Genomic DNA, 25,699 nt, shown 5'->3' with positions numbered 1-25,699 from the left:
AAGCGCGACCGTTCGATGGACCTGCCTCGTCTGGGGAGACGTTCCGTGCCCGATCCCGTCCCGCTTCGTACCCGCGCCTATGGCCTGCCGCTGCATCCGATCGTGCTCGGCCTGCCCTTTGTCTGCTTCCTAGCCGCGATGGTGACGGACATTGCCTATGTCCGCACCTATGACATCGCCTGGAAGAACTTCTCGGACTGGCTCCTCGCCGGCGGGATGGTGCTGGGCGCGCTCGGCGCGATTGTCGGCCTGGTCGACCTCGCCCGGCCGGCGGTGCGGGCCAATCGCCTGCTCACGCCGTATGCGATCGCCTATGCCGTCGCCATGGTCTTGGCGTTGATCAACAATTTTATCCATAGCCGCGATGCGTACGGCGCGATGCCGACAGGCTTGATCCTCTCCGTGCTGACCGTATTGGTGCTGACAGGGGCCGCCGGGCTGGGTGCGATCCTGCTGCGTCAAAGCCGTTTCGGAGGCCTTCGCTGATGCGCGCCATGCTTTTCGCCGCGGGCGCCACGCTCGCACTCGCCGGTTGCGCCAGCAAGGGCGACGATCCCCAGCAGCAGATCGGGGCCGATCCGAAGCTGCCGGCCGTCCAGCAATATCTGGTGCCGCCGATGCATGTGGTGCCGCCCAGCCCCTGGGGGAGCGGCGCGCCCAAGGTGCCGGCCGGGCTGGAGGTCCAGGCCTTTGCCACCGGCCTCGCCAAGCCGCGCTCGGTCTATACCCTGCCCAATGGCGACGTGCTGGTGGTGGAGACCGATGGCCCGTCCGAGCCGATCCACCGGCCCAAGGACGTGGTGATGAACCTCATCCAGGCGCATGCCCATGGCGGCGGCAAGGCGGGGATGGACATCCTTCTGCTCCGCGACGCGAATGGCGACGGGGTGCCGGAGCTGAAGACCAAGTTCATCACCGGGCTCAACTCGCCGTTCGGCGTCGCACTGGTCGGCGGCGACCTGTACGTCGCCAATACCGACGCGATTCTACGCTTCCCGTACCAGACCGGCCAGACGCGCATCACCGCACCGGGCACCAAATTGCTCGACCTGCCCGGCGGCCCGATCGATCACCACTGGACGAAGAGCCTCGTCGCCAGCCCGGACGGCACCAAGCTCTATGTCGGCGTCGGCTCGAACAGCAACATCACCGAGAACGGCATGGACGCGGAACGCGGTCGCGCCGCGATCTGGGAAGTCGATCGCGCGAGTGGCGCCTATCGGCTCTACGGCACCGGCCTGCGCAATCCGAACGGCCTGCAGTTCGAGCCGCTTACCAACACCTTGTGGACGGTGGTCAACGAGCGCGACGAGCTGGGGCCGGACCTGGTGCCGGACTATCTCACCTCGGTCCGCGACGGCGGCTTCTATGGCTGGCCGTACAGCTATTGGGGCCAGCATGTCGACCCGCGGGTCAAGCCGCAGCGGCCGGACCTCGTCGCCAAGGCGATCAAGCCGGATTACGGCCTCAGCAGCCATGTCGCGCCGCTGGGCATGGTGTTCTCGGCCAATGCAGCGGGGCTACCCGCCCAGTGGCGCTCGGGTGCGTTCATCGGCGAGCATGGCAGCTGGGATCGTGGCCATCTCAACGGCTACAAGGTCATCTATGTGCCGTTCGCCGAAGGGCGTCCTTCCGGCACGGCGGTCGACGTGGTCACAGGCTTTGTCGACGGCGAAAAGGCGCATGGGCGCCCGGTCGGCCTCGGCCTCGACAAGACGGGTGCGTTGCTCATCGCGGACGATCTCGGCAACACCGTCTGGCGGGTCAGCGGCAGCTGAGCGCTACGCCATCAACGCCCTTCTTCCGGTGGAAGCCGGAGGACGGCGTTGGAAGGGGGCGTCCTCAGCTCTTGGCCGAGGCGATCAGCAGGATCAGCGCGGCGAGGCCGATCGCGACCGCCTGGAACAGGATGCGCTTCTGCATCAGCTTGTTCGACCGCAACGCGCGTTCGCTGGGGCCGTCGCCTTCCAGGTCCTGCGTGGTCGTGCCGGCCATGTTGACCAGCCCCTTGATGAGGAAGAACAGCGTCGCCAGGACCGCTGCGAGGAACAGGATCGCGAGGAACAACATCGCGATACCCTACGCCTCGATCGCCCCGAAGCCAATCGGTACTTCCCCTTTGCGCAGTTTGTCGGCCAGCGCCCGCCCGTCTTCCCCCGCCAGTCGCAGCGCCTCCAGCGTCGGTGCGCCGTGGCGCTTGGCAAGGCGCGTGCCGTCGGGCCCCGCGAGCAGCGCGTGGTGGCGATAGCAGGGCGTCGGCAGATCCAGCAGCGCCTGGAGGAGCCGATGGACATGGGTGGCGGCGAACAGATCCGCGCCCCGCACGACATGGGTGATGCCCTGCGCTGCATCGTCCACCGTCACGGCGAGATGATAGCTTGCGGGCGCATCCTTGCGGGCCAGGATCACGTCGCCGTGGCTCCGCGGATCCGCGATCACCACGCCGACCTGCGCATCGTGCCAGCTGAGCGGTCCCGTACGGGCGACCGCCGACCCCATGTCCAGCCGCCAGCTATGAGGGCGGGTCAGATCGGGATCGGTGCGCCCGCGGCAGGTACCCGGGTAGAGGGGGCCGTCGGGACCGTGCGGCGCGGAGAGGCTCGCAGCGATGTCGGCGCGGGTGCAGAAACAGGGATAGAGCAGGCCCATGTCGCGCAGCCGATCGAGCGCGGCCTGGTACAGGCCCAGCCGCTGCGACTGGAAGGTCGGCGGTTCGTCCCATCCCAGCCCCAGCCAGTCGAGATCCGCCAGAATGGCTGCCACATGTTCAGGCCGCGATCTCGTGCCGTCGATATCCTCGACGCGCAGGGTAAAAACGCCGCCCTTCGCTCGCGCAAAATCGTGCGCCTGGAGGGCGGAGAAGGCGTGGCCGAGATGGAGGCGGCCGGTAGGACTCGGAGCAAATCGGGTGTGGATATTCATGAATCCCGCTCTTGACCGCGAGTCGCGGCATATGCTGTCATGCGGGCGTCACGCTTCTGCGCAAGAGGCGAGGCACCGAAATCGAGGGTGAGGTTCTGCATGTACCATCCCGATCTGATCCGCCATCCGGATGGGTGCCCGGCGCTCGTGCTGAACGCCGACTACACGCCGCTCAGCTATTACCCCCTGAGCGTGTGGCCCTGGCAGACGGCGATTAAAGCGATCTTTCTCGAACGCGTGGACGTGGTCTCCTATTACGAACGCGAGGTTCGAAGTCCCAGCGCGGTGCTGAAGCTCCCTTCGGTCATCGCGCTCAAACAATATGTGAAGCCTTCGCAGTTCCCCGCCTTCACCCGGTTCAATCTGTTTCTCCGCGACAAGTTCGCCTGCCAATATTGCGGATCGCACCGCGATCTCACTTTCGACCACGTCATTCCCCGCGCCCAGGGCGGCCGCACCACCTGGGAAAATGTCGCCACCGCCTGCGCGCCCTGCAATCTCAAAAAAGGCGGCCGCACCCCCCAGCAAGCCAGCATGCCGCTCTACATCCAGCCGATCCGGCCGACGAGCTGGCAGCTTCAGGAGCACGGCAGGCGCTTCCCCCCCAACCACCTGCATGAAACCTGGCGCGACTGGCTCTACTGGGACATCGAGCTGGAGGCCTGAACAAACTTCCCTCCGCAAAAACCCTGTGTGTTATTGCGATAACACAGATAGTCGGCTAAGGCGTGGGAATGGCGCGCGAGCCCGGTTCCCCCGATAGTCGATTCCCGTTGCGGCGCGATGGCGCCGACGACGATGTGGCACAACCCACGGGCTGGCGCCCGCAAGGCAGGCGCGACCGGCGTGAGCCGATCTGGCGACCCGGCATGACGACGGGCGCAGACACCATGCCGCACGAGCCGTTCCGGCCCGGCCATGGCGGTGCCGGCGGCGGGTTCGACAGCGGGGACGATCTTCCCCCCGCCGCTTCCCCGCGGCGGCGTATCCGCTGGGGTCGATGGATCGTCCGCGGCCTCGCCGTGTGCATCCTGCTGTTCATCGCTGCGGTCGCTTGGCTGGCGATCACCGCGCCGCTCTCCAAGTCGCTGCGGCCGCCCGCGCCGCCCTCGATCACCCTGCTCGCAGCCGATGGCACGCCGATCGCACGGCGCGGCGCGGTGATCGGCAAGCCGGTAGACGTCGCCAAGCTGCCCGATCATGTCGCCCAGGCGTTCATCGCGATCGAGGACCGGCGCTTCTACAGCCATTGGGGCGTCGATCCCCGCGGCATCGCACGTGCGGCGTTCCATAATGTCAGCTCGGGCGGCGGCTCGCAGGGCGGCAGCACCATCACCCAGCAGCTGGCGAAGAACGCCTTCCTCAATTCGCGCCGCACCTTCGGGCGCAAGGCGCAGGAAGTGCTGATTGCCTTCTGGCTGGAGGGCTGGCTGAGCAAGGACGAGATTCTCTCGCGCTACCTCTCGAACGTCTATTTCGGCGACAACGTGTACGGCCTGCGCGCCGCCGCCCAGCATTATTTCTCGACCACGCCCGAGCATCTGACGCTGAGCCAGGCGGCGCTGCTCGCCGGCCTCGTCAAGGCGCCGAGCCGGCTGGCGCCGACCGGCAATCTCGACGGTGCGCGCGAGCGACAGCGGCTGGTGATCGGCGCGATGCAGGAAGCCGGCTTCATCACCGAGGCCGAGGCGCGCCGCGTGCGGCCGGCGGTGCTGCACGTCCAGGACAGCGACGAGACCCTGCCCAACGGTACCTATTTCGCCGATTGGGTACTGCCCGAAGCGCGGGACCGCGCGGGCGGCGTGGCGACCGAACAGACGGTGACGACCACGCTCGACACCCGGCTGCAGAGCGCTGCCGAGCGCGTGATCAAGGCCTCGGGCCTCGGCAAGACGCAGGTGGCGTTGGTGGCGATGCGCCCCGACGGGCGGGTCGTCGCGATGGTCGGCGGGCGCAACTACGCCGCCAGCCCGTTCAACCGCGCGACTCAGGCCCGTCGCCAGCCGGGTTCGGCGTTCAAGCTGTTCGTATACCTTGCCGCACTCCGCTCGGGTATGACGCCGGATACGATGGTCGACGATACGCCGGTGCAGATCGGTGACTGGAAGCCCTCGAACAGCGATGGTCGCTATGCGGGCCGTATCACGCTGCGCCAGGCGATGGCCAAGTCGAGCAACGTCGTCGCCGCCCGTCTGATCCAGAAGCTTGGCGTAGGACGGGTAACCCAGGCGGCCCGCGACCTCGGCATCTCGACGCCGCTCGGCAACGATGCCTCTATCGCGCTGGGCACTTCGACCGGTTCGCTGCTGGAGCTGACCGCGGCCTATGCGGCCGTGGCGAACGGCAGCTATCCGGTGCGCCCGCGCGGGCTGGATGCCGAGGAGTCGGCCGACGACTGGCTGGCGCGGCGGCTGGGCGGCCCGAGCCGATTCGACGAGCGGCTGCTCGACGATCTGCGCTCGATGCTGGGCACAGTGGTGCAATCGGGCACCGCGCGCGCCGCGGCGTTGCCGGTCCCGGCATTCGGCAAAACCGGCACGACCCAGGATGGGCGCGACGCGCTGTTCGTTGGCTGGGCGGGCGATCTCGTGGTCGGCGTGTGGATTGGCAATGACGATAACAGCCCGGTATCGGGTGCCTATGGCGGGGGCCTGCCTGCGCATATCTGGCGCGACTTCATGGTCCGCGCACTCGGCCTGACCCTGCCGGTCGCGCCGGTGGAGGATGACAATGCGATCGACGAGAACGCCATCGGCCTGGACGAGGTACTGAACGACGCGGGCGTCCAGGTCGACCAGGACGGCGTGCAGCTCGATCTCGGCCGCGTGCGCGAGCTGGTGCCCGAAGGCGAAGCGCGTGACGTGATTCCGCGCAACGTGCGAATCCCGGTGCCTGGAAGCGACGCCGATCGGCGCCGCCGCGATCCCCCGCGCGACGATCCTGACGGCGAGGAATGATCGGGTCGCTGGCCCTTGCCCACGCGACTGGCTAGGAGGACGCCAACAACGTTTCAGGAGACGGACATGAAGACGGTTGGCGTGATCGGTGCGGGCCAGATGGGGGCGGGCATCGCCCAGGTTGCGGCGCAGGCGGGCTATGCCGTGCTGCTGTCCGACGTCGACCAGGCGCGCGCCGAGGCCGGCAAGGCGGGCATCGCCAAGCAGTTCGCCCGTGCGGTGGAGAAGGAAAAGGTCACCGCCGCCGATGCCGAGGCCGCGTTGGGCCGGATCACCCCGATCGGCGATCTCGCGGGGATGGCGCCGTGCGACCTGGTAATCGAGGCGGCGACCGAGCGCGAAGCCATCAAGCGCCAGATCTTCGAGACGGTCGGCAAGGCGCTGGGCGGCGAGGCGATCCTTGCCAGCAACACCTCGTCGATCCCGATCACCCGGCTTGCCCAGGCGGCGCCCGATCCGGCGCGCTTCATGGGCGTGCATTTCTTCAATCCGGTGCCGGTGATGGGCCTGATCGAGCTGATCCGCGGCCTCGCCACCAGCGATGCGACGGTCGCCGCGGTGGAGGCGTTCGGCCAGTCGCTGGGCAAGCGGATCGTCCATGCCAACGACGCGCCGGGCTTCATCGTAAACCGCGTGCTGATGCCGATGCTCAACGAGGCGTGCTTCGCGCTCGGCGAGGGCGTGGCGACGATTCCGGATATCGACGCGGCCTGCCAGCTGGGGCTCAATCACCCGATGGGGCCGTTCACCCTCGCCGATTTCATCGGGCTGGATACCTGCCTGGAGATTACCCGCGTGCTGTTCGAAGGTACCGGCGACCCCAAGTTCCGCCCGGCCCCGCTGCTGGTGAAATATGTCGAAGCCGGCTGGTATGGCCGCAAGACCAAGCGCGGCTTCTACGACTATAGCGGTGCGGAGCCCGTGCCGACGCGGTGACGCGCTGCGGCGTCAGCTGGTCCGGCTGGGCTGGCTGGCGCCGTCGGGCTGGACCTGAAGCACGCCCGGCACGCGGCGCAGCGCCCGTGCGAACCGGGTGGAACGGGTGCGCTTGTTCGGTGCCACAGCCATGCCGCCGATCTGTTCATAGTGATAGAGGACATGGCCGCCCAACTTGCGAACCCGCGCGTCGATCCGCTGGCGTTTGGCCGGTGTGCCGCAGTCGCACGTCACGATCCAGGCACCAGGCTGGTCTGTTTGCGCGACATGGGCGGTTGCCGACGGGCCGGCCAGGGCCAGCAACGGCGCGGCGATCCCGATCAGGGCGATCTTGGCGGGGACTCGGTGGATCTGGACCATGCGCATCTGCCTGTTTGCGATAGAAGGTTGCCCCATCTTGCAGGCGGGTGATGAACGCGAGATGAGGGCGCGCCCTTCCGTTCGGCGCAGGAGATTGGGTTTGTCACGGTCCCGGCTCGTCCCGCTTCTTTGCCTGCTGCTCGGCGCTGCCGGCCCCGTGGCCGGACAATCGGCGCCCACGGCCCTGCCGAAGAACGAGCAGGTCGGGGTCTGGCAGCCGCGCGACGCCGGGGTCCAGATGCCGCTCTGGCCCGCGAGCACACCGCTCGCCAAGCCCGATTCCGGCGACCGGCCGGAAGGAACCGGCAACGGCACGGCGCTGGTCGGCGGGCGCACATGGCATTGGGCGAGCTATGTCACCCGCCCGACCATGACCCTGTACCGGCCGAAGATCCGCAATAACGGTACGGCCATGCTGGTCCTGCCGGGCGGCGGCTTCGAAGTCGTCGCCATGGATCTGGAAGGCACCGAAATCTGCGATTGGGTGGTGCAGCAGGGAATGACCTGCGCGGTGCTGAAATATCGTGTCCCGCAACTTTGGCCGCGCGAAAACGGCAAGCAGCAGCGACCCAAGGTGCTGCTGGGCCTGGAGGACGCCCAGCGTGCAATCGGGCTGCTGCGGCAACAGGCTGCGGCCTATGGGATCGATCCGCACAAGATCGGGGTGATCGGCTTTTCGGCGGGGGCCTATCTCGCGGCAAACATAGCAACACCGAAAACCGCACCTATCCGCTCGTGGATGCCGCGGATCGCCAGTCGCCGCGGCCCGATTTCGCCGTCATCGCCTATACCGCCCGGATGCTCGACGACAGCAAGGGCCGCAACAGCCTCGAGCTCAAGCCCTGGGTCACCATCAGTCCCAAGGCACCGCCCACGCTGATCCTGCACGCCATGAACGACCCTACCGATGCGATTCGTCAGCCCCTGGCCTATGCCCTGGCGCTCAACGATGCCGGGGTCCCGGTCGATATGCGGCTGTACGCCAAGGGGGGACACGCGTTCGGCATGCGGCCGACAGCCGATCCGATCTCGCGCGAATGGCCGGGGCAGCTCAAACAGTGGCTGGCGAATATCGGCATGCTGTGACGGCAGCGGCCATGTCGATCGCCTTGGGCACAAAGCGCCCCTCTTGGCCCGTTGTGGCAGCAGGGAGCGTGACGATGGCGGTTCTAGCGCCTTCGGGGCGTGGCAAGCGCTTCGGCCAGCATCGTGTCGACCAGCGCGAGCAGCGCGCCGGTCGCGAGCAGTGCGATCATCGCCGCGATCATCAGCGGCGCGCGCTCGCCGCCCGCACCGGCAAGCGTGCCCAGCCGCAGCGCCGGCACCAGCAGCGCTGCCCAGATCCCCCGCCGCAACCAGCGCGCCGCCCAGCCGCGCCAGCCGGTGCCGTCGCTTCGCCAAAGCAGCGCCAGCCGCACGGCGAACAGCGCCGCCACCAGCGCGCCCGCGTCGATCAGCGCGGCGTTGGGTTCGGGGGTCACTCGGCCGCTTGCGCGGGCTCTGCGTTCGCGGCTTCGATCTCGGCGGCCTTGGCCTCGACGAGCTGGACGATGTGATCGAGCATGTCCGCATCCTCGACCGTATGGTCGGTCAGGCCCGACAGATAGACCATGTGCTTGCCGTTGCCGCCGCCGGTGAGGCCGATATCGGTCTCGCGCGCCTCGCCGGGGCCGTTGACCACGCAGCCCAGCACCGAGAGCGACAGCGGCGTGCGGATGTGCTGGAGCCGTTCCTCCAGCGCCTGCACGGTGCGGATCACGTCGAAGCCCTGGCGCGCGCAGCTGGGGCAGGAGACGACGCGGACGCCCCGATTGCGGATACCGAGCGACTTGAGGATCTCGAAGCCGACACGGACTTCCTCCTCCGGCTCGGCCGAGAGGCTGACGCGGATGGTGTCGCCGATGCCGAACCAGAGCAGCGAACCGATGCCGATCGCCGACTTGACCGTGCCGCCGACGAAGCCGCCCGCCTCGGTGATGCCGAGGTGCAGCGGGCAATCGACCGCATCGGCCAGCTGCTGATAGGCGGCGACGGCGAGGAACACGTCGCTCGCCTTCACCGCCACCTTGAATTCGTGGAAGTCGCGGTCCTGCAGCAGCTTGATGTGATCGAGCGCGGATTCGACCAGCGCCTCGGGGCAGGGCTCGCCGTATTTCTCCAGCAGGTCCTTCTCGAGGCTGCCGGCATTGACGCCGATGCGGATCGACGCGCCGTTCGCCTTGGCGGCGTTGACCACCTCGTTCACCCGGTCGGCCGAGCCGATGTTACCGGGGTTGATGCGCAGGCAGGCGGCGCCGGCGTCGGCGGCTTCCAAGGCACGCTTGTAGTGGAAATGGATGTCCGCGACGATCGGCACGCGGGCGGCGCGCACGATCTGCTTGAGCGCGGTGGTGCTCTCGACGTCCGGGCAGGAGACGCGGATGATGTCCGCGCCGGCCTCCTCGCAGCGGCGGATCTGGTCGATCGTCGCCTTCACGTCGGAGGTGGCGGTGTTGGTCATCGTCTGCACCGTCACCGGCGCATCGCCGCCAACGGGCACGTTGCCCACCATGATCTGACGGCTTTGCCGCCGGACGATATCGCGCCAGGGTCGTACGGACATGGCCGCCATATAGGCGCATCGGCGCGGCGGGGCTAGGGCGGATGCTCGGGCATCGCGCGCACTTGGCCAGAGCGTATCCTCCCCCGCCAGGGGGAGGTGGCCCGCGATAGCGGGTCGGAGGGGGAGGAAGCACGAGGTCGAGAGGTTCTGGCATCCTCCCCCTCCGTCAGGCCTTCGGCCTGCCACCTCCCCCTGGCGGGGGAGGAAACGGCTTTGAAGAGTCGGCCCTGACTTGGACCCGTTGTTCTATCTGCTAGGGACGGCCCAAACCCTATCCCCAGGAGCCCGTCGCCATGTCCACCGCCACCCCCAAGCCCCGCTGGACGCTGATGATCCATGGCGGTGCCGGCAGCATGCGACGCGGCGAGCTGCCGGTTGCCCAGGAGTCGGGCGCCGAGGCCGGCCTCAACGCCGCCCTCGATGCGGGTGCAGCGGTTCTGGCGGCGGGCGGCTCGGCGGTCGACGCGGTGCAGGCGGCGGTGCAGGTGCTGGAGGACGATCCGCACTTTAATGCCGGGCGCGGATCGGTGTTTACCTGGGACGGCGGGCACACGCTCGACGCGGCGATCATGGACGGCACCACCCGCGCCGCCGGTGCGGTGGCGGGATCGACCACCACGCGCCACCCGGTCGCGCTCGCCCGTGCGGTGATGGAGAAGAGCCGGCACGTCCTGCTCGCGGGCGAGGGGGCGGACGCGTTCGCGCGCGAACAGGCGCTGGAGCAGGTCGACAATAGCTGGTTCGGCACGGAAGAGCGCCGACAGCAGCTCGGCGCGATGAAGGGCGACACCGCCCGGGGCGGCTTCGACGTCGACATGAAGTACGGCACGGTCGGCGCGGTGGCGATGGATGCCAAGGGCCATGTCGCTGCCGCTACTTCCACCGGTGGGCTCACCGGCAAGCGCTGGGGTCGGGTGGGCGATTCGCCGCTGATCGGCGCGGGCACCTATGCCGATGATCGCGCCTGCGCGGTTTCCGCCACCGGCTCAGGCGAGTTCTTCATCCGCGAGGGCGTCGCGCACGAGATCTGCGCGCGGATGCGGTTCAAGGGCGAAACGGCCAAGCAAGCGGCGGACGTCGTGATGGCAGACGTGAAGGCGATGGGGGGCGTCGGCGGGGTGATCCTGGTCGCGCCCTCGGGTGAGCTTGACTGGAGCTTCACCACGCCCGGCATGTATCGCGGCAAGGTATCGGCGGGCAGCGAGAAGCTGGTGGCGATCTACGAGGATCGGCGCGACTGAACCCGCTTGCCCTTCGGAAATTCGCGAGCAACAATATTGCCCGATCCGCGCCGTTTCGCGTTCGCGAAGATCCATCAAAAGGGGCCGTCACTTCATGGTTCGTGCATTCTCGCTTGCCAGCCTGTTGCTGGCCACCACCGCGCCTGCGCTCGCGCAGAATTCGATGCCGCAGCCGGTGCCGATCGTCGACACCATTCCGGCGGCGCGCGACGTGGCCTATCCCGGCACGCTCAAGATCGATGTGGACGCGACCGATACGCTGCGCGGCATCTTCCGGGTGCGCGAGACCATTCCCGTCGCCAAGGCCGGCCGTCTGACGCTGCTCTTCCCTGAATGGCTGCCGGGCAAGCACGGCCCGCGCGGCGAGATCGAGAAGCTGGCCGGCCTGCAGATCAAGGCGAACGGCAAGCGCATCCCCTGGACGCGTGACAATGTCGACGTGTTCGCCTTCCATGTGGACGTACCGGCCGGCGCCAAGACGATCGAGGCCGAGTTCCAGTTCGTCTCGGCGACCGACGGCAACCAAGGCCGCATCGTGATGACGCCCGAGATGATGAGCGTGCAGTTCAACTCGCTCAGCCTCTACCCGGCCGGCTATTTCACCCGCCGTATCCCGATCCAGGCGACGGTGAAGTATCCGGAGGGCTGGACCGCCGCCGGCGCGGTCCCCGCCAAGGTGACGGGGTCGACCTATGCCTATGAAACCACCAGCTACGAGATCCTGATGGATTCGCCGGTGATCGCGGGCCGCTATTATCGCAAGTTCCCGCTCAGCGAGCGCGTGACGCTGGACGTGGTGGCGGACAGCGCCGACGAGCTGGAGGCCAAGCCCGAGCAGATCGAGGCGCACAAGCGACTGGTCGAACAGGCGGTGAAGACCTTCGGCGCCCAGCACTACGACCATTACCACTTCCTCCTGTCGATCAGCGACAAGATGGGCGGCATCGGCCTCGAGCATCATCGCAGTTCGGAAGACGGCGTGCAGCCCGGCTATTTCACGAAATGGGCCGAGCAGCCGGGCGCGCGCAACCTGCTGCCCCACGAATATACCCATAGCTGGGACGGCAAATATCGCCGCGGCGCCGAGTTGTGGACACCCGACTTCCGCATGCCGATGCGCGACCAGTCGCTGTGGGTGTACGAGGGCCAGACCCAGTTCTGGGGCTATGTGTTCCAGGCGCGCTCGGGCCTGGTCTCCAAGGAAGAGACGCTGGAAGGCTATGCCAACATCATGGCCAGCCTCGACAACCGCGCCGGTCGCCAATGGCGCCCGATGATCGACACCACCAACGATCCGATCATCACCGCCCGCGCGCCCAAGGGCTGGACCAGCTGGCAGCGCAGCGAAGACTATTACAACGAGGGCCTGCTGGTGTGGATGGAAGTCGATTCGATCCTCCGCGAGCAGAGCAAGGGCGCCAAGTCGATCGACGATTTCGCCCGCGTCTTCTTCGGCGGCCGCGACGGCGATTATGGCGAGGTGACCTACACCTTCGACGACGTGGTGAAGACGCTGGAGGGCATCCAGCCCTATGACTGGCGCAAGCTGCTCACCGCGCGCCTGCACGACGTTTCCGAACGCGCGCCGCTCAAGGGCTTCGAACGCAACGGCTACAAGCTCGTCTACACCGAGGTGCCGAACAAGCTCAGCCGCCCGGGCACTGCCGATCTCAGCTATTCGCTGGGCCTGGCGGTCGGCAAGAAGGGGATCGCGGGCGTGATGTGGGACGGCCCGGCATTCAGGGCGGGAATCACCGTCGCCGACGAGATCGTCGCGGTGAATGGACGCGCCTACGCCACCGACGCCCTGATCGAGGCGGTGAAGGCCGCCAAGGGCACCAAGTCCCCGATTCGCCTGACCCTAAAACGGGACGATAGTTACCGAGAGGTTGCCATCGACTATCATGATGGGCTGCGCTATCCGCATCTGGTCAAGTCGGTTGAAGGAGAGGCTGGCCTAGACAAGCTGCTGCAAGCCCGCTGAGACGGGCAAAGCTGCCAACCAAGGTTTAGAGAAACATGCGCATCGATCTGATTCCCATTGGCGATGATCCGCCGAACAACCTGAACGTCATCATCGAAGTGCCGGTCGGCGGCGAACCGGTGAAGTATGAGTTCGACAAGGCGAGCGGCGCGCTGTTCGTCGATCGCATCCTGCACACGCCGATGCGCTATCCGGCGAATTATGGCTTCGTGCCGCACACGCTGTCGCCCGACGGCGATCCGCTCGACGCGCTCGTCATCGCGCGTTCGCCCTTCGTGCCGGGCTGCGTGGTGCGTGCGCGCCCGATCGCGGTACTGAAGCTGGAAGACGAAGCCGGCGGCGACGAGAAGCTGGTCTGCGTGCCGGTCGACAGCACCTTCCCTTATTATGCGGACGTGGGCGAGCGCACCGACCTGCCGACCATCGTGCTCCAGCAGATCGAGCATTTCTTCACCCACTATAAGGACCTGGAGTCCGAGAAGTGGGTGCGGATCGGCAATTGGGGCGATGCCGCCGAAGCGCGCCGTATCGTGCTCGAGGCAATCGAGGCCGCAAAGAAGGCCAAGGCAGCCTGAGCCAGAAATCGCTGCGGCGCGGGGCCCGACCCCGAGGGGTCGGCAATGTCCTCGCGCCGCCGCGTTTCCTTGCCTTCGCCGCGACGACGATCGCGGCAGGCTTGTTCCTGGTGCCGCATTTCGGCATCCGGGCGGGCGCGATGCTCGCCTTCGACATCGGCGCGGCGCTGTTCTTGGCGCTGTGCATTCCGATGCTTCGGCACCAGTCCGATGCGATGCGGCGATCGGCCTGCAACAACGATGCGAACCGGCTGGTGCTGCTCGGCATTACCGGCGCCGTCACCATCATCATCCTGATCGCGATCGCCAGCGAGCTGATGGAGCGCAAGGCCCCGCAGCCCGCGCAACTCGGCCTGATCATCGGCACGCTCGCGCTCAGCTGGACGTTCAGCAATGGCGTCTACGCGCTGCACTATGCCCACCTCTTCTACAGCGAGGCACCGGGCGGACGCGACAAGGGCGGGCTGGAATTCCCCAAGACGCCCGAACCCAATTACTGGGACTTCATCTACTTCGCCTTCTGCCTCGGCATGACCTTCCAGACGAGCGACGTCTCGGTCACCACGCGGCAGCTGCGCCGGGTGGTGACGCTGCACTGCCTGGCCGCGTTCGTATTTAACCTGGGCGTGGTGGCGTTTACGATCAACGTTCTCGGCGGTAGTTGAACGACCGGGCGTCCGCCCGCCGTCAGCCTGCCGGAGAAACCATGTTCCGTGTTGCCGCCCTCGCGCTTGCCGCGCTGCTCGCGCCTGCCGCCGCGTCCGCCCAGACCAACGACAAGTTCGTCGTCGCCAGCCTGGACGAGGGCTCGTGGATGAAGGGCGACCTCCACGTCCATTCCCGCCACAGCAAGGACTCGACCAACCACAGCGAGGCGCGGATCATCGCCGATGCAGAGCGGGCGGGCTTCGACTTCCTGCTGATCAGCGACCACGACAACCATGTGAACGGCGACACCGCGCACAACAGCTGGAGCGACCCCGACTTCCACTCGGACAAGCTGCTGCTGCTCTACGGCGCCGAATGGACCACGGTGCGCGGCCATGCGGTGATCCTGTCGGCCAGGCCCTATGACCATCAGAAGCTGTACGACATCCGCGATGCGCGGGACGTTCAGGTGCAGAAGGTGAAGGACTGGCTGGGCGTCCACCTTTCGGCCAACCACCCCACCAACAAGGATCATTTCGGCTATTCCTACGACCTCGTCGATTCGATCGAGGTCTGGAACACCGTCCGTTGGGCGCCGAACAAGACCAACCTGATGGTATGGGACGACATGCTGAGTTCGGGTCGCAAGATCGCGGCGCGAGGGGGCAGCGACTCGCATCACGGCACAGTAGCCGGCGGGACCGCGCCCCAGGCGCTGGAGGCGACCGCCAACAATGTCGGCACACCCACTACCTGGGTTTTCGCCCCTGCCCGCACCCGCGAAGCGGTGATCGCCGCGATCGGACGCGGCCGCGCTTCGATCAGCGCCAACCCCTACGCCCCCCGAGTCGAGCTGACCGCCGATGTAGACGGCGACGGCAAGGCGGACATGCTGATGGGCGACAGTGCCAAGGCGCCAGCGGGGCCGGTGCGCTTCACCGTTCGGCTGGCGGGCAAACGCGAAGAGGGCACGTATCACGTCCGCGTGGTGAAGAATGGCGATGTCTTCGCGACGCTCGACATCGGCGCGGACGGCAGCACCGGCTTCACCGATGCGCCGGATACGAAGGGCCGCAGCTCTTATCGCGTCGAGGTGGAAGGCCCGCAGACCCCATACCCCGGCGTGGACAATTTCACCACGGTGGCCGGACCGATGGTCGCGATTTCCAACCCGATCTTCTTCAACTTCGATCCGGCATTCTGATCCCTACCTCCCGCCACAGCGGGAGCGGACGGCAGTTTAGCCCAGCCAGAGCGCCGCGGCGATCAACGCGGTGCCGGCCAGAAGCGCCGATGCGATCCAGCGACCGGCCCGCACCATAGCATCGGCCGTGCGATTGTCCGCCGGCGGGGCCTCCAGCCGGGCAGCGGCCGCGCGCAGCAGGCGCGGTGCGTCCTCGCCCAATTCCGCGAGCGCAAGCGCCAGCGCCGCCGAGCTCGCGGCCATCCGCGCGGGCCCGAACCGATTGGCCACCAGCGCAACCTGCGCGCGCCGGATCGCGCCCGACAGGTCGAAGCCCGGCGCGATGCGGTCGAGCACGCCGTCCATCGTCACCATCGCCTTGAACACCAGCAGCAGGTCGGGCGGCAGCACCAGCCCTTCCTCGCGCAGCAGTCGCAGGAAATCGGGCATCATCGCCGACAGGACCAGCTTGCCGCCGCCATGGCGCTGGATGATCGCCTCGGCCGCGCGGTCGATCGTCCGTCGGGGCACGTCATATCCGTCGCCCCACAGCGCCAGTGTGTCGGCGAGCGCGCGGGCATTGCCGCCAGTCAGCGCCAGCACAAAAGCGACGAACTCGTCGCGGCGCTTGGGCCCGACATGACCGATCGAGCCAAGATCGAGCAGCGCCAGCCGATCGCCGGGCAGGCACAGCAGATTGCCGGGATGCGGATCGGCATGAAAACGACCGTTGACCAGCACCATCGCGATCACGGTATCGGCCCCCAGTTCGGCGATTGCTTCGGGATCGATTCCTGCGGCACGCAGGGCCTCACCCGAAGCCGGCTTCACGCCCTCGATGAAATCCATCACCAGCAGCGTCTCCGAGGTCCATTGCCAATGGATCTCGGGCACCACGACGCGCGGGGTGTCCGCCATGTCGGCGCGGAGCCGATCGGCGTTGCACCCCTCGTTGGTGAAATCGAGTTCCTCCAGCAGCGCCTGGCGAAGCTGGCGGGCGAGCGCCACCGGCTCGAACCGGCGCGCCTCGGCGCTGCTCTTTGCGACCAGTGTGGCCAGCTCGCCGATCAGCCGCAGGTCCGCCTCCATCGCCGCGCGGATCCCGGGGCGGCGCACCTTCAGCACCACCTCGCGGCCGTCCGCCAGCCGCGCACGATGCACCTGCGCCATCGAGGCGGCGGCCAGCGGCTGAGGATCGAACCAGGCGAATGCGTCTTCCGGCGGCATACCGAGCGCCGTTTCCACCTCGCCGCGGATCGCCTCGAAGGGCAGCGTCGGCGCGGCGCTCTGGAGCAGCTCCAGCTCGGCGATCCATTCGGGCGGCAGCAAGTCGCCGCGCGTGGCGAGAATCTGGCCGATCTTCACATAGGTCGGCCCCAGCGCCTCCAATGCAAGCCGGGTGCGGCGGGGCAGCGGCAGGGCGCCGGTCTCGGGATCGGCCGCATCCGCCTCGCCCGCAAAGCCGAGCTTCTCCAGCAGCACGCCCAGCCCGAAGCGCGCTGCCACGGCCGCGACGGTCCGCACGCGCGCGGAGTCACGAACCGTGGCGGTGAGCAGCCGAAGCATCAGTCGAGCGACTTGGTAGCCTGCTCGAACATGTCCTTGCTGAGGCCGGGGCTGGCGACGATCCGCTCGAGCTCGCCGCGCATCAATGCCGCGCGATCGGCGTCGAAACGTTTCCACCGGCCGAGCGGCGGCACCAGCTTGGCGGCGGTCTGCGGGTTGAGCTTGTCGAGCGCGATCAGCTGGTCGGCCACGAACCGATAGCCGCGGCCCGAAGGATCATGGAAGGCCCGTTGGTTGATGCTGAACGCACCGACCAGCGCCCGCGCCCGATTGGGGTTGGCGAGGGTGAAGTCCGGATGCGTGGCCAGCTTCTCCACGGCGGCGAGGGCATCGTCGCGCGAGGAGAGCGCCTGGGTCTGAAACCACTTGTCCAGCACCAGCGCGTTGCCGGCATAGCGCTGGTAGAATGCCTCCAACGCCTTCTCCCGCAACGTCGACGTGCCGTTGACCAGGGTGGCGAGGCCGCCTTGGCGATCGGTCATGTTGTCGGCCGCGTCGAACTGGGCGTAGGCCAGCGCCGCCGCATCAGCGGCACCACTGGCTGCGATATAGCCCAGCGCCACGTTCTTCAGGCGGCGCGCACCCTTGGCAGCCGGCGAATATTCGAAGCGATTGGCACGGGCGCCTTCATACGCCGCCCGCCATTCGGCCTCGAGCGCCTTGCCGAGATCGGCCCGCAGCGATTCCCGCGCATGGAAGATCGCCTCGGGATCGACGATCGCCATCTGGTCGCCGATGAAGCTGTCCGAGGGAAGCAGCACCGCCTCGGCGATGAATGCCCGATCGAGCGCGGGATCTGTGAGCGTGTTGCGGACGGCATCGATCAACGCGGCATGGTCGCCCCGGCCGGTGGTCACCGCAGCGACCAGCGTGTCGAGCATCAACTGCTGCATCGCCTCGTAGCGGGCAAAGGGATCGTCGTCATGCGCCGAGAGGAAGGCGAGGTCCGCGGCGCTGCGATTGGCGTCGACGATCACGGGCGCGGAGAAGCCGCGATTGATCGACAACACCGCGCGCTCGGGCAGATTCTCGAAGCGAAGCTCCTGCTCGGGCTTGTCGAGCAGCACCAACTGTTCGTCGATCAGCGGGGCGCCGCTCTTTTCCCCGAACAGGCGGACCTTGAGCGGCAGGACCATCGGCTCCTTGACCGGCTGGCCGGGCGTCGGCGGCACGGTCTGGGCGAGGGCGAGCCGGGTGATCGCCCCGTCCTGCACCAGATTGGCCGAAACGCGCGGGGTGCCCGCCTGACTGTACCAGCGGCGGAACTGACCGAGATCGACGCCCCCGGCCTCCTCCATGCTCGCCACGAAATCCTCGCAGGTGGCAGCGGTACCGTCGAAGCGATCGAAATAGAGGTCGGTCGCGGCGCGGAACTTCTGTGGGCCGAGGATGGTGGCCATCATCCGAATCAGCTCGGCGCCCTTGTTGTAGATGGTCGCCGTGTAGAAGTTGGAGATCTCGATATATTCGTCCGGGCGCACCGGGTGGGCGAGCGGGCCGGCATCCTCGGGAAACTGGCTGGCGCGCAGGCTGCGCACATCCTCGATCCGCTTGACCGCCGCCGAGCCCTGGTCGGCCGAGAAGCTCTGGTCGCGGAAAACGGTGAAGCCTTCCTTCAGGCTCAGCTGGAACCAGTCGCGGCAGGTAACGCGATTACCCGACCAGTTATGGAAATATTCGTGCGCGACCACTGCGGCGATCGCATCATAGTCCCAGTCGGTGGCAGTGTCGGGGTCGGCGAGGATGTAGCGGCTGTTGAAAACGTTCAGCCCCTTGTTTTCCATCGCGCCGAAATTGAAGTCGTCGACCGCGACGATGTTGAACACGTCGAGATCATATTCGCGACCATAGACCTCCTCGTCCCACTGCATGCTGAGCTTCAGCGCGTGCAGGGCATGGTCGGTCTTGGCCAGGTCCGGCGCACGGACATAGATGCCCAGCTGCACCTCGCGGCCCGACATGGTCGTGAAGGTGCCGGTGTTGGCGACGAGGTCGCCCGCGACCAGCGCGAACAGATAACTCGGCTTCAGGAACGGATCATGCCACTCCGCCCAGTGGCGGCCGCCCTCGGCATCGCCCTGCGCGATCGGATCGCCATTGGCGAGCAGCACCGGGAAGCGCGCCTTGTCCGCCTCCAGACGCACCTTGTACTTGGAGAGCACGTCCGGCCGATCGGGGAAGAAGGTGATGCGGCGGAAGCCCTCCGCCTCGCACTGGGTGCACAGCATGCCTGACGAGGCGTAAAGGCCCTGGAGCTGGGTGTTGCGCTCCGGCGCGATCACCACCTCGGTCTCAACCATGTGGCTGTCGCCGGTCAGCGGGATCACCAGATCCTGCCCGTCCATCCGCCAGTTCTGCGCCGCCGCGCCGTCGACCTTGACCGAAGCGGCTTCCAGCCCATCCCCGTTCAGCACCAGCGGACGATCATGGGCGCCGTTGCGCGCGACATGCAGCGTCGTGCGTACGCGGGTCACCGCCGGATCGAGGTCGAAGTCGAGCGCGATCTCCGGCACCAGCCAATCGGGTGGACGATAGTCCTCGCGGCGAATGGCCTGGGGAACTGCGGCGGCGATACGGGCGTCACTCATACAGGCTTCGATATAGGACATGCGGGGGCGGCTGCTACTCTATTCTCTCGATCAGCTTTGCGGGAAATTCGATCGATGCTTGGGGCCTCTGTTCGCCGCCGGAAATGTTGTCCGCCCGCGCATCGGGAGGAATTGACCATCAAACCAGCGCTGCTAGGCTTGAAATATTGTTGCGACTACCAGGGAAACCCGATGTTCCGATCGACTGCGCCGCTTGCCCTTCTCCTTGCCGCGGCGTCGCCCGCCCTCGCCCAGACCGCCGCCGAGCGGAACGCCGTCATCAATGCCCCCCTGCCCGCCGACCAGGCGGCGCTGAAGAGCCATGTGATGTTCCTCGCTTCGGACGCGCTGAAGGGCCGGGATGCGGGCAGCCCTGAATTCGAAATCGCGGCCAATTACGTCGCATCGCAATTCTATGCTGCCGGACTGAAGCCGGCGGGGGATGACGGCGGCTATCTGCAGAAGGTGCCGCTGATCAGCTACAAGCTGGACGGCGCCGGCGCGATGTCGATCGGCCGCGCAAAGGCAGCGACAGTCGCGCTGGAGGCAGGCAAGGACTTCATCGTCGGCGCCAACCCGGAAAAGCCAGAATTCAGCGTTACGGCACCGGTAGTGTTCGTCGGATACGGCATCGTCGGCCTGGGGCGCGACGACTATAAGGGCGTCGATACCAAGGGGAAGATCGTCGCCTTCTTCGGTGGCGCCCCCTCGCGTTTCCCGAGCGAGGAAGGCGCACACTTCCAGAACCCCGCCGCCAAGGCCGAGATCGCCAGGAAACATGGGGCGATCGGCTATATCACGCTGGAATCGCCGCTCACCGCCAAGAGCCGGCCTTTCTCGATGTACGCGGCCTATGCGAACCGCGCGCGCGTGACGTGGGGCAATGCCGACGGCACCGGTCATATCGCGGCCCCCGGCACGCCCGGCCTGGGCATGCTGAGCCTCGCCGGCGCGGAGAAGCTGTTCGCCGGCAGCAAGACCCCCTGGGCAGCGATCGCCAAGGCGGCGGCCGTGGACGGCGCGACCTTCAAGGCGTTCCAGCTGCCGAGCACGCTGACCGTCGCGGCGAAGACCACGCTGACGCCGATGCCGAGCTTCAATGTCGCCGGCCTGATCGAAGGCAGCGATCCCAAGCTGGCCGGCGAGGTCGTCGTGCTCTCCGCGCACCTCGACCATATCGGCGTGGGGCGCCCCGATGCGAAGGGCGACACGATCAACAACGGCGCGCTGGACGACGCGATCGGCACGGCCTCGCTGATCGAGGAGGCCAAGCGCTTCAAGGCCGCGGGCACCAAGCCGCGCCGCTCCATCCTGTTCCTGGCGGTCACGGCGGAGGAGAAGGGCCTGGTCGGCTCCGATTATTTCGCCAACAACCCGACGATCAAGAACCGGATCGTCGCGGACGTGAACCTCGACATGCCGATCATCACCTATCCGTTTGAGGATATCGTGGTCTACGGCGCCAACCACTCGACGCTAGGGCCGATCGTCGCCAAGGCAGCGGCGGAGATCGGTGTGAAGATGTCAGACGATCCGCTGCCGGGCGAGAACATCTTCGTTCGCAGCGACCATTATAATTTCGTGCGCAAGGGTGTGCCCTCCGTCTTCCTGTGGCCGGGTGCCGGCGGACCGGGTCGCGCGGCGATCGATCATTTCATGAAGAACCACTATCACCAGCCATCCGACCAGATCGATCAGCAGCCGGCGATCAACTGGCAGTCGGGCGTGCGCTTCGTCGACGTGAACTTCCGCATCGCCAGCGCGATTGCGAATGGTGACGAGAAGCCGGTGTGGAACAAGGGTGACTTTTTCGGCCTGACCTATGACGGCCCGGGGGCGAAGTAAGCGCGGATGACGCTTCGGCCGCTGCTCGCGCTGTTCCTGCTGGCCAGCCCGGTGCTGGCGCAGCAGGCGCCGCTCACCCCGGAGCAGGCGGCGCTGAAGGCGCATGTCCAGTTCCTCGCCTCCGATGCACTGCGCGGGCGCGAGGCAGGGACGCGCGACTTCGACGTCGCCGCCGAATATGTCGCCGCCCGGATGCTGGCGATGGGCCTCAAGCCCGGCGCGAACGGCGGATGGTTCCAGCAGGTGAAGCTCGTCACCTATCGTCCGGCGGAAAAGGCAGCATGGACGCTCATGCGGGGCGGCAAGAGCGTGGCGTTGGCCTTCGGCAAGGACTTCGTCAACGAGCCCGTCGCCTCGCGCCCCGACTTCAGGGCGGAGGGCGAGGTCGTGTTCGCCGGCTATGGCATCGTGTATCCGGATGGCCAGCGCGACGATTACAAGGGCCTGGACGTGCGGGGTAAGATCGTCGCGATCCTCGCCGGCGCACCCAAGGGTCTGCCCAGCGACGTCACCGCCCATTTCGGTGATGACGGGCAGAAGGCCCGGCTGGCGGCAGCGCGTGGCGCAAAGGCCGTGCTGGTGATCGAGACGATGGCGCGTCGCCGCGAGATGACGGTCGAGGGCTTTGCGCCCTATTTCGCCTATCCGCGCACCGGTTGGGCAGGCCCGGACGGCGTTGCCAACGACGTTTCGCCCGATGCGCCGATGGTCGGCCAGGTCAGTCAGGCCGGGGCCGCCAAGCTGTTCGAAGGCGCCCGGATCCGCTGGGCCGATGTGCTCGCCGCCGAAACGCGCGGCCGCCGCATCCCGACCGGTCCGCTTGTTGGCACACTCGGCGTGGCCACCAAGACCCGCCTTTCTACGCGCGAGAGCCGCAACGTGGTAGGGATGATCGAAGGGAGCGATCCGGCGCTGAAGAGCCAGGCGGTCGTGCTTTCCGCGCATCTCGACCATGTCGGTGTCGGCGAGCCCGTGAAGGGCGACACGATCTATAACGGCGCGATGGACAATGCGATCGGCGTGTCGATGCTGCTCGAAATCGCCAAGGCGATCGAGCAAGGCAAGCGCCCACGCCGCACGCTGCTGTTCGTCGCGCTGACCGCCGAGGAAAAGGGCCTGATCGGGTCCGACTATTTCGCCCATTTCCCGACCGTACCCAAGGGCACGATTGTCGCCGACGTCAATTTCGACATGCCGATCCTCACCTACCCGCTGGTCGATCTGGTAGTGCTGGGCGGCGAGCGATCGAGCATCGGCACCGTGGTGACGGCGGCGGCCAGAGCGGAGGGGCTGGGCGTGGTGCCCGATCCCGCACCCGAGGAAATGTTCTTCGTCCGATCGGATCATTACAGCTTCGTCCAGGCCGGCATTCCGTCGGTATCGATCGACACCGGCCCCGGCGGCACGGGCGCGGCGGTCGCGCGCAAGTTCCTCGACGAGAATTACCACAAGCCCTCCGACCAGATCGACCTCCCGTTCGACTGGAATTCGGCGGTGAAGTACAAGCATGTCGGACTCGCCACTGTGCAGGCGCTCGCCAATGGCGATGCGCAGCCCAGCTGGAACAAGGGCGATTTCTTCGGCATTCTGTTCAGCGGCACCGGCGCGCGATGAGCACCGTGCGCCTGCTGGTCTTCGGCCCCGGCTATACCGCCGCGCGACTGATGGCAGCGGTGGAGGCGGCTGGAGGATCGACCGCGACGGTGACCCGCGCCACCTTCGGCGATGCGGCTCGAACACGCTCCGAAATAGCCCGCGCCACCCATATCCTTTCCAGCATTCCACCGGGCGAAGCCGATCCGGTGCTGGTGGCTTATGGTGCGGATCTGGCGGCGGGCGGGAAATGGCTCGGCTATCTTTCGTCCACCGGCGTCTATGGGGACACCGGCGGCGGATGGGTCGACGAGAGCGCGCCATTGCGGGGCCGGCGCGGCGGCCGTCTCGATGCCGATCGCGCCTGGGGTCTTCTGCCCAACGCGCATGTCTTCCGCCTGCCCGGGATCTATGGCCCGGAGCGCTCGGCGCTGGAGCGCATGGCGGCCGGTGCAACGCGCGTGTTTTTCCCCGGACAAGTGTTCAGTCGCGTGCATGTGGATGATCTCATCGCCGGCGTGATCGCTGCGTTCGAGGGGCCGCCGGGGGCCTACAACCTGTCCGATGACCTGCCCGCCCCCCAGGCGGAGGTGCTCGCCTATGCAGCCGAACTGCTGGGGATCGACGCCGGTCCGGCGGTTTCGCCGGACGCGGTGGACCTTAGCCCCGCCTCGCGCGCCTTCTATGCAGAAAATCGCCGTGTCGCGAACGGCAAGGCGAAGCGGCTGCTGGGCTGGCGGCCGCGCTACGCCGATTACCGGTTGGGCCTTCGCGCCCTCAAGGCAAGCACCAGCCCGACAAGCACCAGTACGCCGCCGGCCACCGCCAGCAGCGACCAACGATAGCCTTCGAACAACGTCGAGAGCAGCATTGCGATCACGGGGATCAGCACGCTGGTATAGGCGGCCTTGGCGGGGCCGATGGTACGGATCAGCTGGAAGTAGATGGTGAAGGTGATCGAGGAGCCGATCACGCCGAGATAGAGAATCCCGAGCAGATAGGCGGGCCGCGTCTCGATCACGGGCGGGCCGACCGTTACGAGGGCGAAGCCCGCGTCGAGTGCCGATCCGATCAGCATCGCCCAGCCGAGCGTGGTCGCCATCGGATAGGCCTTGGCGGTGCCGGTCGCCTGCATCACGTTCGCGACCGAGGCGGACAGCACGCCCAACAGCGCGATGCCGATGCCGATCAGCGCCTCATGCGGGCCGACGGGGTTCAGCCGAGCCTCGTGGAGGAAGAGCAACGCCACGCCCGCCATTGCCACGACCGATCCGATCAGCAGCTGTCGTCCCATCTTCTGGCCGAGGAAGAGGCGCGCGAGGATCGCGTTGGGAACCAGCAGCAGCGCATAGACCACTGCGACCACACCAGAGGTGACGTGCGATTCTGCCCGATAGACGAAGTTGAAATTGAGCACGAACTGGGCGAGCCCGAGGCACGCCGCAAACGCCAGCCCGCGCGCGTCGAGCCACAGCCGATCGCGCCGTGCCGCCGCCCAGAGCAACGTCGTCACCCCGGCGACGAGAAAGCGATAGCTCACCGACCAGCTCGGCGGCACCACTGCCAGCTGGTCCTTGATGACGAGCCAGGTGGAGCCCCAGATCAGCGTTACCAGCAGAAACGGAATCAGAACCGTCAGCCGGGAGGAACGAGGGGGTTGCGCGCCGATCACAGCGCGGCGATCGCCTCGGCGAGCGGGCGGATCGCGTCCTCCGTCTGGTCCCAGCTGGTGACGAGGCGCACTTCGCCTTCGGCCCAGTCATAGAAGTCGAAGCCGAGCGCGCGCAAGGCATTGGCCTCCGCCGGACTCGCTTTCAGAAACACTTCATTAGCCTGTACCGGGTGCACCAGCCGGTCGCCCGCTGCCTCTGCGAGCAGCCGCGCGCCGGCATTGGCCGCGCGGGCATTGGCGAGCCAGACCCCGTCCTTGAGCATCGCCAGCAGCTGCGCGGCGAGATAGCGGCCCTTGGAGAAGAGCAGCCCGGCGCGCTTGCGGCGATAGAGCGTCACGTCGGCCAGTTCGGGCCGGAAGAAAATCAGCGCCTCGGCGCTCATGCCCCCGTTCTTGACGAAGCCGAAACTCAGCGCGTCGACACCGGCACGCCAGGTCACCTCGCCCGGATGGCAGCCAAGGTGCGCGACGGCGTTCGCGAAGCGGGCCCCATCCATGTGCAGGCCCAGCCTGCGGGCCTTGGCGGACTCGCCGATCGCCGCCACCTCGTCCGGCGTATAGACCAAGCCATATTCGGTGGCGTTGGTGATCGAGATCGCGTGCGGCTGCACCTGGTGCACGTCGTTGCGGATCGGGTCGATCACGGCATGGATCGCTTCGGGCGTCAGCTTGGCGCCGGGCCCGGCGGCAGTGAGCAGCTTGGCGCCGTGCGTGTAGAATTCGGGCGCGCCGCCCTCGTCGCAATTGATGTGCGCGTCGCGGTGGCAGATGATGCCGCCATGCGGCGGACAGAGCGCAGTCAGCGCAAGGCAGTTCGCGGCGGTGCCGGTCGGCACCCACAGCGCGCGAGCCCGGGTGCCGAACAGGTCGGAAAAGGCGCCGTCAAGCTGCTTCGACCAGGCGTCGCCGTCATAGGCGGTGTCGAGCGTGTTGGCCTCGACCAGCGCTTGGAGCACGGGCGAGCAGACGGCGGCGGCATTGTCCGAAAAGAAGCGCATGGCCAGACCCTTGCGGCCTGGCACACGCC

Annotated in this window: 24 protein-coding genes; 15 read left to right on the top strand and 9 right to left on the bottom strand. The window is 67.2% G+C overall.

From position 1 onward, the window contains the following. Nucleotides 1-45 precede the first annotated feature (45 nt). Nucleotides 46-486 (top strand): DUF2231 domain-containing protein, encoded by a 441-nt coding sequence (locus tag A7X12_RS07935; RefSeq protein WP_198161967.1) that lies wholly within the window; start codon nucleotides 46-48, stop codon nucleotides 484-486. Continuing rightward, nucleotides 486-1,778, top strand: coding sequence for a PQQ-dependent sugar dehydrogenase (locus tag A7X12_RS07930; RefSeq protein ID WP_064311124.1), 1,293 nt, complete (start codon nucleotides 486-488; stop codon nucleotides 1,776-1,778). The genes A7X12_RS07935 and A7X12_RS07930 overlap by 1 nt, the downstream gene beginning before the upstream one ends. Nucleotides 1,779-1,842: 64 nt before the next feature. Here the strand turns inward: A7X12_RS07930 and A7X12_RS07925 are convergent, their stop codons facing one another. Beyond that, nucleotides 1,843-2,070, bottom strand: a complete 228-nt coding sequence (locus A7X12_RS07925) for an HIG1 domain-containing protein (RefSeq protein WP_064311123.1) — start codon at nucleotides 2,068-2,070, stop codon at nucleotides 1,843-1,845. Nucleotides 2,071-2,079: 9 nt separating this feature from the next. Next, nucleotides 2,080-2,922 carry a tRNA glutamyl-Q(34) synthetase GluQRS gene (gene gluQRS / locus A7X12_RS07920; RefSeq protein WP_064311122.1) on the bottom strand — a complete coding sequence of 281 codons (843 nt, stop codon included), beginning with the start codon at nucleotides 2,920-2,922 and terminating at the stop codon, nucleotides 2,080-2,082. A 99-nt stretch (nucleotides 2,923-3,021) separates the two neighbouring features. Here gluQRS and A7X12_RS07915 point away from each other — a divergent pair, with 99 nt between their 5' ends. The 3 genes from A7X12_RS07915 to A7X12_RS07905 all read left to right on the top strand — a co-directional run bounded on the left by A7X12_RS07915 (nucleotide 3,022) and on the right by A7X12_RS07905 (nucleotide 6,815). After that, entirely contained in the window at nucleotides 3,022-3,588 is a 567-nt protein-coding gene (locus A7X12_RS07915; RefSeq protein WP_064311121.1) for an HNH endonuclease, read from the top strand. A gap of 203 nt (nucleotides 3,589-3,791) precedes the next feature. Further along, nucleotides 3,792-5,879 carry a transglycosylase domain-containing protein gene (locus A7X12_RS07910; protein WP_443029295.1) on the top strand — a complete coding sequence of 696 codons (2,088 nt, stop codon included), beginning with the start codon at nucleotides 3,792-3,794 and terminating at the stop codon, nucleotides 5,877-5,879. Between the two features lie 66 nt (nucleotides 5,880-5,945). After that, nucleotides 5,946-6,815: a 3-hydroxyacyl-CoA dehydrogenase NAD-binding domain-containing protein gene (locus A7X12_RS07905; RefSeq protein ID WP_064311119.1), complete on the top strand. Its 870-nt coding sequence runs from the start codon at nucleotides 5,946-5,948 to the stop codon at nucleotides 6,813-6,815. A 12-nt stretch (nucleotides 6,816-6,827) separates the two neighbouring features. On the opposite strand, the gene A7X12_RS07900 is transcribed toward A7X12_RS07905, so the two are convergent. After that, nucleotides 6,828-7,175, bottom strand: coding sequence for a hypothetical protein (locus tag A7X12_RS07900; RefSeq protein WP_084445208.1), 348 nt, complete (start codon nucleotides 7,173-7,175; stop codon nucleotides 6,828-6,830). Between A7X12_RS07900 and A7X12_RS07895 the strand changes: the two genes are divergently transcribed. Beyond that, nucleotides 7,174-8,055, top strand: coding sequence for an alpha/beta hydrolase (locus tag A7X12_RS07895; RefSeq protein ID WP_232318404.1), 882 nt, complete (start codon nucleotides 7,174-7,176; stop codon nucleotides 8,053-8,055). The two genes, A7X12_RS07900 and A7X12_RS07895, sit on opposite strands and share 2 nt — an antisense overlap. Next, nucleotides 7,974-8,261: an alpha/beta hydrolase gene (locus tag A7X12_RS26170; RefSeq protein ID WP_232318403.1), complete on the top strand. Its 288-nt coding sequence runs from the start codon at nucleotides 7,974-7,976 to the stop codon at nucleotides 8,259-8,261. Before A7X12_RS07895 ends, A7X12_RS26170 begins: the two co-directional genes overlap by 82 nt. Before the next feature lie 83 nt (nucleotides 8,262-8,344). Here the strand turns inward: A7X12_RS26170 and A7X12_RS07890 are convergent, their stop codons facing one another. After that, on the bottom strand, nucleotides 8,345-8,656 hold the full coding sequence (locus A7X12_RS07890) for a hypothetical protein (protein ID WP_064311117.1): 312 nt from the start codon (nucleotides 8,654-8,656) through the stop codon (nucleotides 8,345-8,347). After that, entirely contained in the window at nucleotides 8,653-9,777 is a 1,125-nt protein-coding gene (gene ispG, locus A7X12_RS07885) for a flavodoxin-dependent (E)-4-hydroxy-3-methylbut-2-enyl-diphosphate synthase (RefSeq protein WP_064311146.1), read from the bottom strand. Before ispG ends, A7X12_RS07890 begins: the two co-directional genes overlap by 4 nt. A 293-nt stretch (nucleotides 9,778-10,070) precedes the next feature. Between ispG and A7X12_RS07880 the strand changes: the two genes are divergently transcribed. The 5 genes from A7X12_RS07880 to A7X12_RS07860 all read left to right on the top strand — a co-directional run bounded on the left by A7X12_RS07880 (nucleotide 10,071) and on the right by A7X12_RS07860 (nucleotide 15,429). Continuing rightward, entirely contained in the window at nucleotides 10,071-11,018 is a 948-nt protein-coding gene (locus tag A7X12_RS07880) for an isoaspartyl peptidase/L-asparaginase family protein (protein WP_064311116.1), read from the top strand. Between the two features lie 94 nt (nucleotides 11,019-11,112). Beyond that, nucleotides 11,113-13,002, top strand: coding sequence for a M61 family metallopeptidase (locus A7X12_RS07875; protein WP_064311115.1), 1,890 nt, complete (start codon nucleotides 11,113-11,115; stop codon nucleotides 13,000-13,002). Between the two features lie 35 nt (nucleotides 13,003-13,037). Then, the gene (gene ppa, locus A7X12_RS07870; RefSeq protein ID WP_064311114.1) at nucleotides 13,038-13,577 is read left to right on the top strand and encodes an inorganic diphosphatase; all 540 of its coding nucleotides are present in this window, start codon (nucleotides 13,038-13,040) and stop codon (nucleotides 13,575-13,577) included. Between the two features lie 140 nt (nucleotides 13,578-13,717). Further along, nucleotides 13,718-14,242, top strand: coding sequence for a DUF1345 domain-containing protein (locus tag A7X12_RS07865; RefSeq protein ID WP_064311145.1), 525 nt, complete (start codon nucleotides 13,718-13,720; stop codon nucleotides 14,240-14,242). 41 nt (nucleotides 14,243-14,283) lie between these two features. Continuing rightward, nucleotides 14,284-15,429: a CehA/McbA family metallohydrolase gene (locus A7X12_RS07860; RefSeq protein WP_064311113.1), complete on the top strand. Its 1,146-nt coding sequence runs from the start codon at nucleotides 14,284-14,286 to the stop codon at nucleotides 15,427-15,429. A 36-nt stretch (nucleotides 15,430-15,465) separates the two neighbouring features. Here the strand turns inward: A7X12_RS07860 and A7X12_RS07855 are convergent, their stop codons facing one another. Continuing rightward, nucleotides 15,466-16,974, bottom strand: a complete 1,509-nt coding sequence (locus A7X12_RS07855; RefSeq protein ID WP_064311112.1) for an ABC1 kinase family protein — start codon at nucleotides 16,972-16,974, stop codon at nucleotides 15,466-15,468. Next, the gene (gene pepN / locus A7X12_RS07850; RefSeq protein WP_064311144.1) at nucleotides 16,974-19,562 is read right to left on the bottom strand and encodes an aminopeptidase N; all 2,589 of its coding nucleotides are present in this window, start codon (nucleotides 19,560-19,562) and stop codon (nucleotides 16,974-16,976) included. Before pepN ends, A7X12_RS07855 begins: the two co-directional genes overlap by 1 nt. Before the next feature lie 192 nt (nucleotides 19,563-19,754). On the opposite strand from pepN, the gene A7X12_RS07845 reads away from it, so the two are divergent. The 3 genes from A7X12_RS07845 to A7X12_RS25000 are packed head-to-tail and all read left to right on the top strand — an operon-like array spanning nucleotide 19,755 to nucleotide 23,845. Continuing rightward, nucleotides 19,755-21,407 carry a M28 family metallopeptidase gene (locus A7X12_RS07845; RefSeq protein WP_064311111.1) on the top strand — a complete coding sequence of 551 codons (1,653 nt, stop codon included), beginning with the start codon at nucleotides 19,755-19,757 and terminating at the stop codon, nucleotides 21,405-21,407. 6 nt (nucleotides 21,408-21,413) lie between these two features. After that, entirely contained in the window at nucleotides 21,414-23,021 is a 1,608-nt protein-coding gene (locus A7X12_RS07840; RefSeq protein ID WP_064311110.1) for a M28 family peptidase, read from the top strand. Next, a complete protein-coding gene (locus tag A7X12_RS25000) occupies nucleotides 23,018-23,845 on the top strand; it encodes an NAD(P)-dependent oxidoreductase (protein WP_084445206.1) in 828 nt (275 codons plus the stop codon). Before A7X12_RS07840 ends, A7X12_RS25000 begins: the two co-directional genes overlap by 4 nt. Here A7X12_RS25000 and A7X12_RS07835 read toward each other — a convergent pair. Together A7X12_RS07835 and A7X12_RS07830 are read right to left on the bottom strand one after the other, a co-directional pair. Next, a complete protein-coding gene (locus A7X12_RS07835; RefSeq protein ID WP_064311109.1) occupies nucleotides 23,755-24,672 on the bottom strand; it encodes a DMT family transporter in 918 nt (305 codons plus the stop codon). The genes A7X12_RS25000 and A7X12_RS07835 overlap by 91 nt on opposite strands. Then, the gene (locus A7X12_RS07830) at nucleotides 24,669-25,670 is read right to left on the bottom strand and encodes a threonine aldolase family protein (protein ID WP_064311108.1); all 1,002 of its coding nucleotides are present in this window, start codon (nucleotides 25,668-25,670) and stop codon (nucleotides 24,669-24,671) included. Before A7X12_RS07830 ends, A7X12_RS07835 begins: the two co-directional genes overlap by 4 nt. Nucleotides 25,671-25,699 lie beyond the last annotated feature (29 nt).

The sequence above is a fragment of the Sphingomonas sp. TDK1 genome, assembly GCF_001650735.1.
GTDB lineage: Bacteria > Pseudomonadota > Alphaproteobacteria > Sphingomonadales > Sphingomonadaceae > Sphingomonas.
Note: the sequence above shows the minus strand (reverse complement) of the source record. Positions and strands in the feature narration are given on the sequence as shown.

Coding starts and splice junctions, on each gene's coding strand:
- A7X12_RS07930 (WP_064311124.1), top strand. CDS start 486: ATGCGCGCCATGCTTTTCGCCGCGGGCGCCACGCTCGCACTCGCCGGT.
- A7X12_RS07925 (WP_064311123.1), bottom strand. CDS start 2,070: ATGTTGTTCCTCGCGATCCTGTTCCTCGCAGCGGTCCTGGCGACGCTG.
- gluQRS (WP_064311122.1), bottom strand. CDS start 2,922: ATGAATATCCACACCCGATTTGCTCCGAGTCCTACCGGCCGCCTCCAT.
- A7X12_RS07915 (WP_064311121.1), top strand. CDS start 3,022: ATGTACCATCCCGATCTGATCCGCCATCCGGATGGGTGCCCGGCGCTC.
- A7X12_RS07910 (WP_443029295.1), top strand. CDS start 3,792: ATGACGACGGGCGCAGACACCATGCCGCACGAGCCGTTCCGGCCCGGC.
- A7X12_RS07905 (WP_064311119.1), top strand. CDS start 5,946: ATGAAGACGGTTGGCGTGATCGGTGCGGGCCAGATGGGGGCGGGCATC.
- A7X12_RS07895 (WP_232318404.1), top strand. CDS start 7,174: ATGCGCATCTGCCTGTTTGCGATAGAAGGTTGCCCCATCTTGCAGGCG.
- A7X12_RS07900 (WP_084445208.1), bottom strand. CDS start 7,175: ATGGTCCAGATCCACCGAGTCCCCGCCAAGATCGCCCTGATCGGGATC.
- A7X12_RS26170 (WP_232318403.1), top strand. CDS start 7,974: ATGCTCGACGACAGCAAGGGCCGCAACAGCCTCGAGCTCAAGCCCTGG.
- ispG (WP_064311146.1), bottom strand. CDS start 9,777: ATGTCCGTACGACCCTGGCGCGATATCGTCCGGCGGCAAAGCCGTCAG.
- A7X12_RS07880 (WP_064311116.1), top strand. CDS start 10,071: ATGTCCACCGCCACCCCCAAGCCCCGCTGGACGCTGATGATCCATGGC.
- A7X12_RS07875 (WP_064311115.1), top strand. CDS start 11,113: ATGGTTCGTGCATTCTCGCTTGCCAGCCTGTTGCTGGCCACCACCGCG.
- ppa (WP_064311114.1), top strand. CDS start 13,038: ATGCGCATCGATCTGATTCCCATTGGCGATGATCCGCCGAACAACCTG.
- A7X12_RS07865 (WP_064311145.1), top strand. CDS start 13,718: ATGCTCGCCTTCGACATCGGCGCGGCGCTGTTCTTGGCGCTGTGCATT.
- A7X12_RS07860 (WP_064311113.1), top strand. CDS start 14,284: ATGTTCCGTGTTGCCGCCCTCGCGCTTGCCGCGCTGCTCGCGCCTGCC.
- A7X12_RS07855 (WP_064311112.1), bottom strand. CDS start 16,974: ATGCTTCGGCTGCTCACCGCCACGGTTCGTGACTCCGCGCGCGTGCGG.
- pepN (WP_064311144.1), bottom strand. CDS start 19,562: ATGAGTGACGCCCGTATCGCCGCCGCAGTTCCCCAGGCCATTCGCCGC.
- A7X12_RS07845 (WP_064311111.1), top strand. CDS start 19,755: ATGTTCCGATCGACTGCGCCGCTTGCCCTTCTCCTTGCCGCGGCGTCG.
- A7X12_RS07840 (WP_064311110.1), top strand. CDS start 21,414: ATGACGCTTCGGCCGCTGCTCGCGCTGTTCCTGCTGGCCAGCCCGGTG.
- A7X12_RS25000 (WP_084445206.1), top strand. CDS start 23,018: ATGAGCACCGTGCGCCTGCTGGTCTTCGGCCCCGGCTATACCGCCGCG.
- A7X12_RS07830 (WP_064311108.1), bottom strand. CDS start 25,670: ATGCGCTTCTTTTCGGACAATGCCGCCGCCGTCTGCTCGCCCGTGCTC.